This is a genomic window from Sphingobacterium sp. LRF_L2, assembly GCF_965644235.1.
Classification (GTDB): Bacteria; Bacteroidota; Bacteroidia; order Sphingobacteriales; family Sphingobacteriaceae; genus Sphingobacterium.
Genome location: NZ_CBFFRI010000007.1, coordinates 24058 through 40585 on the forward strand (window position 1 = coordinate 24058; position 16528 = coordinate 40585).

15 protein-coding genes are annotated in these 16528 nt (G+C 39.4%); 11 read left to right on the forward strand and 4 right to left on the reverse strand.

Translation table 11 applies throughout. The features are described from left to right. The first annotated feature begins 24 nt into the window (after positions 1–24). Together ACSZOX_RS14755 and ACSZOX_RS14760 are read left to right on the forward strand one after the other, a co-directional pair. Positions 25–2346 carry an ABC transporter permease gene (locus ACSZOX_RS14755; RefSeq protein ID WP_437920828.1) on the forward strand — a complete coding sequence of 774 codons (2322 nt, stop codon included), beginning with the start codon at positions 25–27 and terminating at the stop codon, positions 2344–2346. Between the two features lie 32 nt (positions 2347–2378). Continuing rightward, on the forward strand, positions 2379–4781 hold the full coding sequence (locus ACSZOX_RS14760) for an ABC transporter permease (protein ID WP_437920829.1): 2403 nt from the start codon (positions 2379–2381) through the stop codon (positions 4779–4781). A 49-nt stretch (positions 4782–4830) separates the two neighbouring features. On the opposite strand, the gene ACSZOX_RS14765 is transcribed toward ACSZOX_RS14760, so the two are convergent. Continuing rightward, on the reverse strand, positions 4831–5307 hold the full coding sequence (locus tag ACSZOX_RS14765; RefSeq protein ID WP_437920830.1) for a helix-turn-helix domain-containing protein: 477 nt from the start codon (positions 5305–5307) through the stop codon (positions 4831–4833). 253 nt (positions 5308–5560) lie between these two features. Next, entirely contained in the window at positions 5561–5794 is a 234-nt protein-coding gene (locus ACSZOX_RS14770; RefSeq protein ID WP_437920831.1) for a hypothetical protein, read from the reverse strand. 1303 nt (positions 5795–7097) lie between these two features. Here ACSZOX_RS14770 and ACSZOX_RS14775 point away from each other — a divergent pair. Together ACSZOX_RS14775 and ACSZOX_RS14780 are read left to right on the forward strand one after the other, a co-directional pair. Next, on the forward strand, positions 7098–7904 hold the full coding sequence (locus tag ACSZOX_RS14775; RefSeq protein WP_437920832.1) for an RNA polymerase sigma factor: 807 nt from the start codon (positions 7098–7100) through the stop codon (positions 7902–7904). Between the two features lie 12 nt (positions 7905–7916). After that, entirely contained in the window at positions 7917–9011 is a 1095-nt protein-coding gene (locus tag ACSZOX_RS14780; RefSeq protein ID WP_437920833.1) for a hypothetical protein, read from the forward strand. Between the two features lie 83 nt (positions 9012–9094). On the opposite strand, the gene ACSZOX_RS14785 is transcribed toward ACSZOX_RS14780, so the two are convergent. Further along, the gene (locus tag ACSZOX_RS14785) at positions 9095–9760 is read right to left on the reverse strand and encodes an ABC transporter ATP-binding protein (RefSeq protein WP_437920834.1); all 666 of its coding nucleotides are present in this window, start codon (positions 9758–9760) and stop codon (positions 9095–9097) included. 589 nt (positions 9761–10349) lie between these two features. On the opposite strand from ACSZOX_RS14785, the gene ACSZOX_RS14790 reads away from it, so the two are divergent. Then, positions 10350–11198 carry a transglutaminase-like domain-containing protein gene (locus ACSZOX_RS14790; RefSeq protein ID WP_437920835.1) on the forward strand — a complete coding sequence of 283 codons (849 nt, stop codon included), beginning with the start codon at positions 10350–10352 and terminating at the stop codon, positions 11196–11198. On the opposite strand, the gene ACSZOX_RS14795 is transcribed toward ACSZOX_RS14790, so the two are convergent. Then, positions 11191–12270 carry a hypothetical protein gene (locus tag ACSZOX_RS14795; protein ID WP_437920836.1) on the reverse strand — a complete coding sequence of 360 codons (1080 nt, stop codon included), beginning with the start codon at positions 12268–12270 and terminating at the stop codon, positions 11191–11193. The two genes, ACSZOX_RS14790 and ACSZOX_RS14795, sit on opposite strands and share 8 nt — an antisense overlap. 130 nt (positions 12271–12400) lie before the next feature. On the opposite strand from ACSZOX_RS14795, the gene ACSZOX_RS14800 reads away from it, so the two are divergent. The 6 genes from ACSZOX_RS14800 (at position 12401) to accB (ending at position 16487) form a co-directional block, all read left to right on the forward strand. Beyond that, complete coding sequence (locus ACSZOX_RS14800; RefSeq protein WP_437920837.1) at positions 12401–13063, forward strand: epoxyqueuosine reductase QueH; 663 nt, start codon at positions 12401–12403, stop codon at positions 13061–13063. A gap of 53 nt (positions 13064–13116) precedes the next feature. Continuing rightward, positions 13117–13665, forward strand: a complete 549-nt coding sequence (locus ACSZOX_RS14805) for a YceD family protein (RefSeq protein ID WP_437920838.1) — start codon at positions 13117–13119, stop codon at positions 13663–13665. Positions 13666–13679: 14 nt separating this feature from the next. Beyond that, positions 13680–13871 (forward strand): 50S ribosomal protein L32, encoded by a 192-nt coding sequence (gene rpmF, locus ACSZOX_RS14810; RefSeq protein WP_437920839.1) that lies wholly within the window; start codon positions 13680–13682, stop codon positions 13869–13871. 106 nt (positions 13872–13977) lie between these two features. Continuing rightward, positions 13978–14916: a phosphate acyltransferase PlsX gene (plsX, locus tag ACSZOX_RS14815; RefSeq protein ID WP_437920840.1), complete on the forward strand. Its 939-nt coding sequence runs from the start codon at positions 13978–13980 to the stop codon at positions 14914–14916. A gap of 7 nt (positions 14917–14923) precedes the next feature. Next, positions 14924–15922 carry a beta-ketoacyl-ACP synthase III gene (locus tag ACSZOX_RS14820; protein WP_437920841.1) on the forward strand — a complete coding sequence of 333 codons (999 nt, stop codon included), beginning with the start codon at positions 14924–14926 and terminating at the stop codon, positions 15920–15922. An 88-nt stretch (positions 15923–16010) separates the two neighbouring features. Beyond that, positions 16011–16487, forward strand: a complete 477-nt coding sequence (gene accB, locus ACSZOX_RS14825; protein WP_437920842.1) for an acetyl-CoA carboxylase biotin carboxyl carrier protein — start codon at positions 16011–16013, stop codon at positions 16485–16487. Positions 16488–16528 lie beyond the last annotated feature (41 nt).

A 16528-nucleotide genomic window follows, 5' to 3' on the forward strand; every position in this document is an offset into this window, starting at 1 on the left:
CTTTTAAAATATAAGTTTTATTCCATGCTACACATTTTTGGTGTAGGTTTGGCAATAGCCTGTTTCCTATTCATTTTTACTTTTATAAGCTATCAACAAAGTTTCGATACCTTTCACTCCGCAGCCGATCGTACCTTCATATTGGTCGAGGACTTGCATTTAGACAAAGTAGAGCACAGTAAGGGCGGATCATATGCGATGTTCGATGCCATCAATAGCGAGCTCCCTCAAATTGAACGCGCAGCGCTATACATCGATAAAGAAGACATCCAATTAAAAGTAGGAAGCAGTGTATTTAAAACTGACGGAAAAGCAGCCTACACCTCTTCTGCCTATTTTAGCATATTTGACCAACCTTGGATATCGGGAGTACCGGATGATCTCAACAAACCTAATACTGTAGCAATAACCCGCTCTTGGGCACAAAAGTATTTCCCTGATAAAGAGGCTATGGGACAAACGATCCTTGCAGAAGGGAGAATAAACCTCACTGTCGTAGGTATAATAGATGATCGTCAAAATTCCGATTTCCGATCCGATATATACATCTCGCTCTCTTCTTTAGCTGCGGTACGGGACATTTCAAAAAATGAAGGTTTCTTCCATATGTGGGGATATACCAATAGCGCAAATAATATAATTGTAACATTGCGAAACCCACAAGATCAAAAGATAGTGGAACAAGAAATTCGGAATTTAGTAGCGAAACACTGGCATAAAGATGTATTAAAGTATTATACGTATAAACTACTTCCTTTAAAATTATTTCATTTCGATACAGATTACGGAAAAGGTATGCAACAATCTCTTTTACTCATACTAGCAGTCATAGCAACGGCAATCCTATTGATGGCTGTCGTCAATTACTGCAATATTATGTCTGCCCAGCAATTTCATCGTCATAAAGAAATGGGTATCCGAAAAATATTAGGCAGCTCTAAGCAACAACTTTTCGCCCAATACCTCACCGAGTCTATATTGGTCTCCTTTCTCGCATTGCTATTTGCCTTTGTCCTACTCTATTTCTTCTTACAGTGGAGTAACACATATCTTCTCGCCACAGAACCCATTTATATACTATCAATAACTAATCTTCTGTTTACTGGTATCGGTATCTGGTTATTCGTTGTTTTACTGACCAGTCTTTACCCGGCCTTTTCTATCAATAACATACAAAGCAGAATTAACTGGATAGAAAAAAAACAAAAAACCAAGAATTGGGGAATGAAATCCCTAATTGTCTTCCAAAATACCATAGCATTACTATTGATATCTGCCACCATCGTTATTGTACAACAAGCTTACCACCTAAAAAACACTGATGTAGGATTTAGCCGGAATAAGATCCTGATCCTCCCCCTACGAAAGGAAACCGTAAAAAATCAAGAAAAATTACTTAATTTCTTACGTGGGCATACAGACGTCGAATCTTTCAGCCGATGTGAAAATCCTCCGGCCAACGATAAGGTATGGGGCGGCACATTTCAATTCGATAACAGAGAGGAATGGGAAACATGGCCTGCACGCTATGCTATAGCCGATAGTTCCTACCTAACGACATTTGGAATCAAACTCTTGACAGGGAGAAACTTTAAGGAAGATCAAGTAAATCCCGAATTTTTGATCAATGAAAAAATGGTTAAAAACCTAGGACTAACTGACGTAGATGAAGCAGTAGGAAAACGCTTACATGCAGGCGGACTCAATGATGCTTTCGTAGGAACAATTGTAGGGGTCGTACAAGATTTTAACACGAACTCCCTCTATGAGCCAATTTCTCCAACAGTAGTCGGATATAATGCAGAACGCATAAAAAAACTGGCTATAAAATACACGGGACACGATCTTCAAGGCTTTTTAGCAACAATGGAATCCTCCTGGAAAACATGGTATCCTGATCAGCTTTTCGAATATAACTTCTATGATGATCAAATCGTTGAACTGTATCAAAAAGAAATACTCCTCGAAAAATTGATCTGGATAGCTGCAGTAGTTGCCATTCTCATCAGTATTCTTGGAATTTTAGGTCTGTTATCAATAAACATTATAAAACGGAGTAAAGAAATTGGCATCCGTAAAGTTCTTGGATCCAGCATAAGAGATATCGCTATACTACTAGCACAGGACTTTCTAAAATGGATTGCATTAGCCTTTGTCATTTCCGTTCCCATCAGTTTATATATACTTGAACATTGGCTCAACAACTTTGCCTTTCGGATAGACCTAAAATGGTGGATGTTTTCCTTTGCTGGCCTGGCATGTCTGTTGATAACAAGCCTGTCTATTGCCTATCAAGTCGTGAAAGCGGCCTATGTGAATCCGGTAAACAGCCTGAGAGATGAATAAAAAAGTAAATAATAACCATACAGCACCACGACATGATCAATAATCACATCAAAATTGCTTTCCGTACAATCTACAGAAAAAAGGCACAGAGCATCACGAATATCATTGGTTTAGTGGCAAGCATGACCTTTGTACTGCTCATTGCAGCCTATATTTGGCAAGCTTATCAAGTAAACAGCCATCTTCGAAATAAAGACAGGCAATTTGTATTACAAAGTTCCTACAAACAACCCGGAATAGGTCTAGATCTTACTACGGTAGGAGCCTTACCGAAGGCGCTAAAAGAACAATACCCTGATTTGGTAGCAGACTATTACCGTTTAGACGGGTTGACCTGCATCATCTCCAATGGAGCAACTGTCTATGAAGAAAAGGTTTCCGTAGGCGACCCATCAATTTTGACAATGTATGGATTTGAATTATTAGCAGGAGATCCCCATACTGCACTCAACTCACCAACATCAGTGGTCTTAAAAGAAGAGGCTGCAATCAAATATTTTGGAGAAACGGATGTCGTAGGACGTCGATTGAGCATTCGGAATTTTGCCGGCGAAAAACAGGATTTCGAGGTCACAGCCGTACTTAAATCAACCATACAAAACTCTGTTATGGAGCTCATGCCTGCCTTACAGACCTCCATATTTCTTCCTATCAGCAGCGAAAAATACTTCGATAGAAGCATAGACAATTGGTCGAACATCTGGATCGTAGGATTTCTTGAGCTCCAAGAAGGGGTAACTCCAGATCAATTGAATCTCCCCATAGAAAAGCTTCTGCACGAACATGCAGATAAACAGATTGCTGAGAACCTTGTTCCTAAATTAAATCCTTTACCATCTTACTATTTGGATGACAACAAGGGTGCCATCCGTCAACTTATACTCATACTAAGTTGTACAGCCGCTTTTTTAATCGTAATGGCCACCGTTAACTTCATCAATTTCAGCATAAGTCAAAGCTTTACACGATTAAAGGAGATTGGTGTACGTAAGATCATGGGGAGCAGTAAAATTCGACTTATCTTTCAATTGCTTATCGAATATAACATAATCGTATTCATAGCGGCCTGCATTGCCTTATTCAACTATCCCTTACTCGCTCCATTGTTCTCATCTATCATGATGAAAACCTTGCCTTCTTTAACCGATCTGCCGACTGTATTCTTTATTTGTTTCGCCCTCGGCACCCTTTGTTTAGGCTTACTGGCGGGATTATACCCTGCAATCAGGCTATCCAAGAATCCCATTACGAGTGCGGTAAAAAATCAATTTCCGGATTTTGGAGGAAAGCATATTGTTCGACAAGTACTTCTCTTCGTGCAGTTCACTGTTGCGCTTATTGTTTTGATTTCATCCATTGTGATTTCGAGACAGGTAGATACCTTTATCAACGGTAATTTGGGCTACAACAAGGACTATCTGCTCACGGTACAGGTGCCGCGGGACTGGTCCGAGAAAGGCCTACATCAGATGGAAGTGGTTCAACAAGAGTTAAAACAGCTTCCTCAAGTCCAAGATATCAGCCTTTCTTATGGCGTCCCGAACGCTTTCGGCAATGGTATACAAAAGATAAAAAAGGTAGGGGCAGAACAAGATATCGATGCGCTCCTCATCACATCAGATCAACACTTCGCATCTACTTATCAGATCCCCCTATTAGCCGGAGAATTTTTTGCAGCCCAAGCTGATGAAAGCATTACGTCCAAACTAGTGATCAATCTTAAAGCAGCGTTCGCTTTAGGATATGCAACGGCAGAAGAGGCCATTGGTCAGCGGATCACTTTATTTGAAGATAGTTTTAGCGGAATAATTGCAGGTGTAACTGCTGATTTCTATGCAAACTCCATGCACAGCTCCTCGCCTGCTGTAGTTTGGTTTCCGCTGAGAGCTACAAATCAATACCGATTCCTGTCCATCCGTTTAAAGGCTGGCCCGATTACCGCAGCATTGGCACCTATTGAAAAAAAATGGAAACAACTGATGCCCGAAGCTCCTTTTGACTATAAATTTATGGATCAAACGCTCGAAAGCATGTACAATACAGAATTTCAATTGCAACGAGCAGCCAAATTAGCAACCGGTATCTCTATTATCATCGTGGGATTAGGAATTATTGGACTGACGAGCCTATCGATCAATCTCCGTTTAAAGGAAATAGGCATCAGAAAAGTTTTAGGAGCATCACTACATCAAATCATTTTCCTTTTCAGTAAAGAGTTTTATGTCACATTTTCTATTGCGCTTGCTGTTGGTATTCCAATAAGCTATATGTTCATGAAACATTGGCTGGCAAATTACGTGCTGCGGACCAAGCTAGATAGCACACTATTTATTTTACCAATGCTTGCACTTGCCTTACTTATATTTTGTTTTATAGGTATACTCATCATTCGATCTACAAAACATAACCCCATAAAACATTTGAGAGACGAATAAAGAACAGGCATTCTTTAATGACGAATATGCACACGGAATAGTCAACGTACTATTCCGTCTTTTTCTTATATTTTTTGATGTTGCCCTCTCTAATATACTCAAGTTGCCCCTCTTTACAATAACCGGTTAGATATACAGAAAATTTATTACTATCCGCTTTGTCCGAATGCAATTCCCGGATGACCTCAGCTACTCGCCTAGGCGTATTGAAAAAGTCGCTGTTATAGACAAGATTATCTAACTTTTGGGTAGCCTCTATTTTACGCTTAGCATCTGGGGGAAGACTATACAATGGAGATAAATCAATATCGAAACCTAAAATCTCTTTGGGCTGTATCGCTAAGGCCCTACAGATTAATATAAAATTGTAAAGACTAGCCCCTTTCCCCTTTTCTAAAGCAGAAATCGTATTAATAGTTAATCCTGTCATTATGGCTACATCATTCTTCGCATAAGAGAGGGCTTCACGACGCTGTCGAAGACGAACGCCAATTTCAATAAGGATATCTGTATTCGCTTTGTACACAAAACAAATACCGCTAATATTTGCGCAAACATTAAATAATTATTTTACAAACATTTTGCGCAAACAAAATTATTACGTATACTTGTGTAGAAAATTAACCACTTTATCCATTATGCGTAAACTTAAATACAAAAACATTATCAAGTCGCCCGTTTAGCTAAACAGGTATACTCTTTTCAATCCTGTCCTATTACTTTTGAAACTGAACATGCTCATTCGAAAACCAATATAGCAGAATAGGACAATACAATTTTTATTTTGATGCAAACATCGCTTTTATCGCGATCTGGGAATTGTTTGCAATGTATGCAACAAGCCCCTGTAGAGATAAACTGCTCTTTGACATATTGCTGTTTGAAAATTCAGCGGGATTACGGAACATAAAAGAGTCCAATCTCCTGATGGGAAGATCAATCACGGGTAACACTGGTAAATACAACAAAGAGGCTCCTTGTGGCGCCGTAGGGTGAGGGTATAAGCCACTCACTAAATACTTTTCTTTAAAGAAATGCTAACGGTGAAAACCGAAATCAAGAGATGCTTCCTATAGGTCACATTTCTAAAGGTATTCACAACTCCGTGTAAACTGCTTTTCAAGAATGTCAGTTTTTATAGATCACTTCTTGAAAGGTATTCACAACAGTAGAAAGGCTACAAAATTGCCTTCTCTTATTGCTATAGAACACACTTTGAAAGGTGTACACAACTGAAGAAAAAACAACTGTACAAAAATCTCAGGTGTTATAGATCATACTTTGAAAGGTATACACAACGCATTCCGATGGATTATCAATCAATTTTAATTGTTATAGCTCACACTTTGAAAGGTATACACAACGGGTCGGTTTTTATTCATTTCCGTGAATGGTTGTTATAGATCACTTTTCGAAAAGGTATACACATATCTGCGCGCCTGAGTAGCGTTGTTATAGCTCACATTTTGAAAGGTATACACAACTAAAACCAATATGAAACCTCGTATCGTTCGTTGTTATAGATCACTTTTTTGAAAGGTATTCACAACTAATCATCCTCTGTATAATTTGTAGACAATAGGTATTATAGATCACACTTTGAAAGGTATACACAACAGTAGAGCGATTTTATTAGTTCCTCGATAAGTTGTTATAGATCACATTTTAAAAGGTATACACAACTATTCTTTTTCATTTATTAACCGCGAGGTGTAATAGATCACATTTTGAAAGGTATTCACAACGGGGTCGGTTTTTTTTAAGGGTGTTATAGATCATACTTTGAAAGGTATACACAACATACCACTGGTATTTATTTCCCATTGAGCGTTGTTATAGATCACACTTTGAAAGGTATACACAACTTCCCATCAGTCTTGGTCTCCGCGTCGACGGTGTAATAGGTAACATTTTGAAAAGAATACGTCCAATAAAGATATACACAGCCAACAGGCTAAAATAAGAATCAGAACTGAGCGTCAACGATGCTAACAACAAAGAGGCTCCTTGTGGCGCCGTAGGGTGAGGGCATAACACTCGCCAAGTACCTTTTATTTAATAACGACCGCAGACCTATAGCAGCTTAAATCAAAAGTTCCTATAGCTCATACTGTTGCCTCTGTAAACCTCCCGTCCTTTGACGCACCTTACATTTCCGTTAGTATATATCTTCCCTCCGAATCTTCCAAACAGCACTATATCTTAGTCATCAAGCGGGGCACAACAATCCGAAAATCCGGGCTCTTTCGAACATATTCGAGAGACATGGCATCGGTATGGCCTATCCTATTAACGACTTTTAACGAACAACAAATTATGAAGAAACAGCTACCAGATATAAACAAACAATTAATACGACTCAGGGAAGGCAACGAAAAAGGACTCGACTTCTTCTACAGAAAGTTTTACAATTATTTTCTTTTCCGTGCAGAAAAGGCAACACAAGATGCTTGTGCTGCAGAAAGTATTGTTCAAGAGGCCTTTCTACGACTATGGCTTTTTCGTGAAAATATCAATTCTGAAGAGGCACTGTTTAACTTTCTTAAAACACAGCTTAAAGGCGCAGTCAAAGTATTTTACAGCAAGACACGGAATAGATTTCACCGCAGCCTACTTCGTCTCGATAGTATAGAAGACTATCAGGAATTTATGCTCGGCTACGAACTTGAGGAAGAAGAACAGTCCAATATGGTCTACCTTGATCAATTGGAGGAGGAGAAACAGGAGAAGCTGACAAAAATCAATACCCTCCTCCCTCATCTCAAAAGTGAGCAGCAGCTTTTTATACAGCTTTGCCTTAAATATAGTTTCAATTATGAACGTATAGCCTACTACCTCGGTGGCATATCCGACTACGAAGTCAGCACACAGGTAGAAAAAGCGATTGGACAACTACGAACAATATTCGGCAGCGCAGAAAAGATGTCCGCGTTAAATAAACCCTCAAAAATGATTATGCAAGGCGAGTTTAGCGATCAACAAACCGAGATCTTTCACATGCGTTATGAACTACAGCTTTCCTTCGATCAGATATCGGAAGCGCTCAACTTAAACGCGACAACAGTTAAGAAACTGTTCGTGGAAGCGCACACAAGAATTAAACAATCCAAGAAAACGGCATAAAGAACTTTTCCCATGGCAAAAGATACCATCGTACTGACACGCAAAATTCAACTTTATATCGATTGCGACGATAAAGATAAACGGGCTGCATATTTTAAGACCTTATTCACTTGGCAGGATCTTGTTTTCCGAGGGTCGAATATGGTGCTCACCCACCAATATGTACAAGAAAATCTCAAGGATCTTATTTACCTGGAAGAGGGTGTTAAAGCCAAATTGGCCAATGCGACAGCCGATCCCGAAGGGATATTAAATACCTCTCGCATGAATACCACATACAAAATCTTATCCATGTATTTTAAAGGCGAGATTCCGACTAATATTCTTTCTACCGTAAACACCTCGCTGATCAAAGCTTTTAATTCAGATCGATTGGCTTACTGGAAAGGCGAAAAATCCTTACGTAACTTCAAAAAAGATCTGCCGATACCCTTCAGCGGAAATAGCCTTAAACTAAGTAACGATGAAAAAGGCAGGGAATTTCTAATATCACTTTTTAAGGTTCCTTTCCGAACTTATCTCGGCAAAGATCGATCGGACAAGCGTGTACTGCTACAACGGGCACTCGTAGGGCAAGTAAAAATCTGTACCAGCGCCCTGAAGATAGTGAAAGGAAAAATATTCCTGCTACTCGCTCTCGAACTGCCAAAAAAACATCATGAACTCAAAGAACATGTTATTGCTGAGGCTTCCTTGTCCGTCGAACATCCTATTACGGTAAGCATAGACAAAAATCATTTTCAGATCGGTAATAAAGAGGAGTTTCTATACAGAAGAATGGCAATTCAAGCAGCTCGACACCGAATACAGAAAGCCGCCGCTTTTAACAAAGGTGGAAAAGGACGCAAAAAAAAGATGAAGAGTGTCGAACAGTTCACCAATAAAGAGAAAAATTATGTAAACGACCGATTGCATCTCTATAGCCGACATTTGATCGATATATGCATCAAACAACAGGCGGGCACACTTCTATTGGTCAACCAAACAAGCAAAGAGGAAGTGGCGAAAGAAGATGAATTTCTCCTTCGAAACTGGAGCTATTATGGTTTAGTGGAAAAGATTAAATATAAGGCAAATATGGCTGGAATCAACGTTATCATTGAATAAGCATCCACCGTTCACGCAATCCGTTTTCGATGGATACTTATCAAGATCAACAGGCCTTGACCTGTAGTATATATACTTGTGGGTTAGTCTAGCTTAAGCTGTCCATCTAACAAATTGATGATACGCTTTCCATATTCTGCATTCTTTTCGGAATGGGTAACTTGGATAATCGTGACACCATCTTCATTCAGCTCTTTAAACAGCTCCATAATCTCTTCTCCTTGTTTTGAGTTGAGATTTCCTGTGGGCTCATCTGCGAGCAATAGCTTTGGACTCGCGGCCAGGGCTCTAGCAATACCCACAATCTGTTGCTGTCCCCCTGAAAGTTGTGCCGGAAATAAGTCTTTCTTACCCACAATGCCAAATCGGTCGAGCATATCAGCAACGATAGCCTTCCTTTCTTTGCCCGAGAGATCTTTATAAATCAAGGGTGTCTCAATGTTTTCATAGACAGTCAACTCGTCGATAAGGTGGTACGATTGGAAAACATAGCCCATATACGATTGAAAGAGCGCAGTCCTCTTTTTCGCTTTCATCGCTAAAACATCTTCATCCAAGAAGAAATACTTTCCTTCATTTGGCTCGTCCAACAGGCCGATAACATTTAACAATGTAGATTTTCCTGAGCCCGAAGGCCCCATAATTGAAACAAAGTCTCCCTCTTCAATCGTCAGATTGATATCTTTCAATATAAAAGACCGTGTGCCTCCTACATTATACCATTTAAAGATATTTTCTAGTTTTATCATTGTCATGTTTACTTTATCTGCGCCTGTCTTTAACGAACAAATTTCTTATTTTCCCGATACCAATACCCAATATAATCTGTTTTTACCAATATCCCTATTACAAATCGAAATAGTAGAAACGTACTTGTATTCTTTCGCGAGAAATATCCAATCGCCAAGCCAAAAACACAAAACGCTAAACAACAGAATTTTAACAAAAACAATCAAATACAAACTGTTCACTATCGAACAATATTCGTCCGATAGCGAACAACAAATAGTGGTATATTTACAGTCTGCTTTTCTTCTAGGATACAGCAGACTGTACCCTACCCTAAAGCCGTTACAACCGTATTAAATCCGAGTTGAGTCCGAGTCAAGTCCGGGTTTTAGTCCCTCTCACCGCAGAAGAGTTTGGCCGGAAACTTTCTCACAGCTACTTTCAATAACGAATCAATCTGCCTGCTACACCCTAGCGAAACTAATGGAAATATTTTTGATGACTGAGAACGACTTTGCTCTTTAAACACCTTATACCCCTCCGCACACGTTACTAACAATTCTAGCATTATCTTTGCAATACGATAATAAAATCGTAAATTCGTTTAAGATGAATGAACAGGAATTAAAAGCTTTGATTTCCCTGTTGGATGATCCTGATACGGAAATCTATAACACTTTAGAAGATAAGTTGATTACTTGTGGCCCAGAGGTTATTCCCTTATTGGAACAGTCTTGGGAAGAATCTTTCGATGTATTGCTTCAAGGGCGTGTAGAACAGATTATTCATAAGATACAATTCAATGAAGTAAAAAACGACCTGCAGCTGTGGAAAATAAGCAACCAAGATGATTTATTGGAAGGTTTATTAACCATCAACCGATACCAATATCCGAATCTGGCAGAGCAGGAGATCTATACAAAGTTAGCGGAACTGAAAAGAAGTGCATGGTATCACCTGATGTATGATATGAGCCCTTTGGAAAAGGTGAAACTGTTAAACAATGTCCTTTTTCGCGAATTTGGACTATCCGGCAATACCTCCGATTACCATGCGCCACAGAATTCTTTTATCAATAAGGTACTAGAAACAAAAAAAGGAAATCCGATATCGCTCGCTTGCGTGTATAGCTTGGTAGCCCAACGTCTAGATATTCCCATCTACGGAATAAATCTCCCAAAACACTTCGTATTAGCGTATATGAAGGAGGAAAATCCAGAGGAAGTATTGTTTTATATCAATGTATTCAACCGGGGACAGATTATGCGCGAGGAGGATCTGGTATCTTTCTTACAGCAGCTAAATTTACCTGCTAGCGACGAATACATGAAACCCTGCAATAATCTAGCCATCATCAAACGTGTACTCCGCAATCTTATTGCGGCTTACAACCATGTAGACAACCTTGAGAAACGCCAAGAAGTGCAGTTATTACTGGATCTGATCGATCCTACGTAGAACTTCGTTCATCCAGAGCCAATGCTACTGGGGTTTGGCTCGTTTCCAAGACCTTATCAGGAGCTACATCGCCTTCATCGGTGATCAAGAAACGGGAAATCTTTTTCGCACTTTTATCTGCGACATAAAGATAAACACCATCTTCACGTGTATCGATCACTACATCTAAGGGCTGAATCAAGCCCGTAGAAACTCCTGTTATGATGCGTGTGGGTGTAATGCTCGTAGTGGACTGTTCTACAAGATCTGAAAAATTCTCGAAAATAAGGATGCGTCCACTTCCTTCTGTCGTCGTACTAACATAGTCCGTAACGGCTAGTATGTTTTTAACCGAGTCATAGAATAGTCCCCGAAGATTTGTTGCATCAGCAATCTCCAACGTCTTTGCAGGTGCTATCGTTGCAGAAGAATCTGTCGTGCTGACAGCAACCGTTGTGATATCGTCAAAAACTAAAATTCCCTTTGTTCCACTTATGCTCGACACAAACAAACGGTTATCGCCATAAGCAGCCCCCCACATTTGCAGACCAGTCGTTTTCAACTTTTTTCGGGCATTTGCGTGTTTGGTTTGTCCGTCGGGACGTTCAAACACATAAATACCGGCAGAAGCTCCGGTACCATTGACAACAAACATCGTTCGCGATAACTGATGGTAAGCCATTCCTTTCACAGAAGTCAATACCTGATTCCCAATACGGCCAATATTTGTTAAGTTTCCTGTTTTTGATCCAACGCTCATCACCCTAATTAACGTATCATTTTGTCCCGATGGATTAGCACTCGCCTGAAACAGCGTACTCAACGTTGGATTATAGCACAATGGCCCTCCGCCTTTTGCCTCAGACAGGTGCCTTAAGGAGAATTTAAACACCGAAGAGTCGGCAGGATAAATAATACGGACATTCGTGTCCGAAGCCGTTGTCGTTGTTTGATAATTTTCAAAAGAAACGTATAACCTGGTAAATTTTCGCGTAGTGGACTCCGGTTCTTCATCATTTCGCTCACAGGCATAAAATCCGACTATTGCTGCAAAAAAAATAAAAACCTTATATATGAGAAACTTCCTAGACATAATCTTGCTTTGCTATGTTACAAAAGTATAAAAATAAACGCTTCGAGTGTCTCTAAAGCGACAAGCAAGCTGTTAAGTTTTGTAAAATCTTACACTTTTCCGTAAAATTGCAGGATAATTACCTGTTATCATGGACAACAAAGAGCTCAAAAGGGAGAAATTAAGCTTACCCAAGGAAGGAAAAAAATTACTTTTGCACTCGTGCTGCGCACCCTGTGCAGGTGAGGTTATGGAAGCTTTAATTGCCTCAGACATTGATTTCACCATTTATTTCTACAATCCAAATATCCATCCAAGAAAAGAATACGATCTTCGAAAAGAAGAAAATATTCGTTTTGCGGAAAAACATGGTATTCCTTTTATCGATGCAGATTACGATGTCGATCATTGGTTTAATCTGGCAAAAGGTATGGAGCAAGAACCTGAACGTGGTATTCGTTGCACCATGTGTTTTGACATGCGTTTTGAAAAAACAGCTGAATATGCTGCAGCAAACGGATTTGATGTGATTTCTAGTTCGTTGGGAATCTCCCGTTGGAAAAATATGGAGCAAATAAATGATTGCGGTCTTCGCGCAGCTTCTAGACATCCGGAAATGGAATATTGGACATTCAACTGGCGTAAAAAAGGAGGATCAGCGCGTATGCTGGAAATCAGCAAAAAAGAGAAGTTCTATATGCAGGAATACTGCGGCTGTGCTTATTCTCTACGCGATACCAACAAATGGCGAATGGCCAACGGCCGCGAAAAAATCGAACTTGGGAAATACTATTACGGAGACGAAGAACAATAATTTTAAAGAAAGTTTCCTTTTTACTGAAATAATAATTAACTTTGCAGGCTCAAATGCAGATTTCAAAATATCTAAAACAATATAGGATACCGTTCTCAGGTCTATCGAGAGGGAAACACGAATTTGAATTTGAGATTGAAGATAAGTTCTTTGACTGTTACGAACATAGCCTTGTTAAAAAAGGAACATTACAAGCCTTGGTCTCTCTACAAAAACAGGAGAACATGTTGGTTGTCAATTTCCATATCACAGGGATGATTCAATTGACTTGTGATGTTTGCTTAACGGAGTTTGATTCGCCTGTAGAGTTTGAGGAGCGCGTGCTTGTTAAATTCAGCGAAGACGATTGGGCAGACAACACGGAGGAAGTGCTTACATTATCTAAAACGGATTACGAATTGGATATTGCCGAACTTCTCTATGAATACATAAATGTTCGTGTTCCTTATTATAGCAAATGTTCGGAACAAGGTATTGGGATTAGCTGCGATCCAGAGATGTTGGCAAAGCTAAGTAACGAAACCGAAACAACAGAAGAAGAAAATACAGAAGAAAAAATAGACCCGCGTTGGGATATATTAAAGAATATTAAAAATAACTAAAACAGAAATACGAGATGGCACATCCAAAGCGTAAAACTTCGAAATCCAGAAGAGACAAAAGAAGAACACATTATAAGGCTGAAAGACCTACGTTAACGGTATGTAGTGAAACTGGTTCAGTTCATACACCTCACCGTGCATACACAGTAGATGGTAATCTATATTACAACGGAAAATTGATTATTGAAAACACCGCTGCTGTCTAACGACATCATTCAAAGAAATTAAACATCCCAAATAGGTGTAAAATTCAATTTTTATACTTTAATTTGGGATGTTTTTGCGTATTATTGATTTAAAAAATAATAACGAATGAAGATTGGTTTAGACGTTTTAGGTGGAGATTATGCCCCTAACTCTACGATAACTGGAGCTATCGAAGCTCAAAAAATATTACAGGGTAATCAACGTCTTGTTCTTATCGGAGATGAGTATGATACCATCAATCGATTGAAGCAGGCTGGAGCGGATCCTGATAATTTTGATTATATCCATGCTCCTGATGTCATCAGTATGCATGAACATCCAACGAAAGCCATCAGCCAAAAGCCGAATTCTAGCATAGCAAAGGGATTTGAGCTTCTTAAAAATGGTGAATTGGATTCTTTTGCCTCCGCTGGAAACACAGGTGCAATGTTGGTTGGCGCAATGTTCAGTGTCAAAACAATCCCAGGTGTTTTACGTCCTGCAATAGCCACAAACGTACCCAAGATAAAAAGTGGTTATGGTATATTATTGGATGTTGGTGCCAATGCAGATTGTAAACCCGAAATGCTCAATCAGTTTGCTATACTAGGCAGCCTCTATGCAGAACATGTCTACGGTGTGGAAAATCCTAAAGTTGGTTTATTGAACATTGGAGAAGAAGAAGAAAAAGGGAACAATTTAACAATAGCAACCTACCCCCTCTTAAAAGAAAATTCTAAAATCAATTTTATTGGCAACACAGAAGGACGGGATTTGTTCACCGACCTTGCTGACGTATACGTATGCGATGGTTTCACGGGTAACGTCGTGCTAAAACTAGCAGAATCTTTCTATGTGGTAACACTAAAAAAGGGAATGAAGGATGATTTTTTTGATAGATTTAACTATGAGCGTTATGGAGGCAGCCCTATACTAGGCGTAAATGCGCCGGTTATCATAGGACATGGTATCTCTACGCCCGAAGCTATCAAAAACATGGTTTTACTTTCAAAAGACATGATCGAATCGAAATTTATCGATAAAATCAAGTCTGCTTTCAATTAATTTTAATATGTCAAAAATACATGCTGCCATTACCGCAGTACACGGTTATGTGCCTGACTATATCCTAACCAACCAAGAGTTGGAAACCATGGTCGATACAAATGACGAATGGATTGTTTCCCGTACCGGAATTAAAGAAAGAAGAATACTAAAAGGAGAAGGTAAAGCAACGTCAGACTTAGCAGTCCCCGCAGTTGAGGGATTATTGAAAAAAAGGGGAATTACTGCTAATGATATCGAACTTATCATTTTTTGTACGAGTACACCTGATATGCTGTTTCCTGCGACGGCGAATATTCTTGCCGAAAAAATCGGTGCAAAGAAGGCTTGGGGATATGATTTACAGGCTGCATGTTCGGGCTTTCTTTTTGGATTGACCACGGCAGCACAGTTTATCGAATCTGGAAGACATAAAAAGGTATTGGTTGTCGGTGCGGATAAGATGTCGTCTGTCGTAAATTACGAAGACAGAAACACCTGTATACTTTTTGGTGATGGCTGTGGCTGTGTTCTTTTAGAACCCAACGATGAAGGAAACGGACTACTTGATGCTGTTTTAAAAACAGATGGAGCGGGCGGGCCTTTTCTTAATATCAAAGGTGGAGGATCTCTCAATCCTGCAACGCATCAAACTGTAGATGCGGGGTTACATTACGCTTACCAAGAAGGACGTACCGTATTCAAATTTGCTGTTACAAATATGGCAGATGTAGCCGCTGAAGTAATGGAAAGAAATAAGTTAACGGCCGACGACGTTGCTTGGCTCGTTCCTCATCAAGCCAATAAGCGTATCATCGACGCTACTGCTGAACGCGCTGGATTACCAGAAGAAAAGGTAATGGTTAACATCCATAAATATGGAAACACGACAAGTGGAACAATACCACTGTGTCTTTGGGAATGGGAAGATAAACTCAAAAAAGGAGATAATCTTATTCTTGCAGCATTTGGTGGAGGCTTTACATGGGGATCTATTTTCCTAAAATGGGCATACACAAAATCATAATATTTGCGCTTAAAAAAATAACTTTCTTTAAGTTTGCTTAAATTTAAAAATTCATCGGACGAAATTTTAACATAAAACCTACTAGAAAATGAGTATGGATATTAAACAAATTCAAGACCTGATTAAATTTGTTTCAAAATCAGGCGTGAATGAAGTCGCTATCGAAGAAAAGGACTTTAAAATTACCATAAAAACAAATCAAGAGCCTACATACGTAACTGCTACAGTACCTAGTCCAGTAGCAGTGCCTGCTCAGGCGATTGCTCCAGCGGCTTCTGTTGCAACAGTTACAACCCCTGCTGCTCCTGTTCAGGAAACATCCAACCTGATTACGATTAAGTCTCCTATGATTGGCACATTTTACCGCTCTTCGGGACCAGATAAACCAACATTTGTGAATGTCGGTGATGAAATTACTTCAGGAAAGGTGTTGTGTATCGTAGAAGCTATGAAACTTTTTAACGAAATCGAATCGGAAGTTTCTGGTAAAATCGTAAAAATCCTTGTAAATGATGCTCAACCTGTAGAATTCGACCAACCATTATTCTTGGTTGATCCTAGCTAATTGTGTTCTTCTTATACAGAACATGATTTTTCGCGAATATT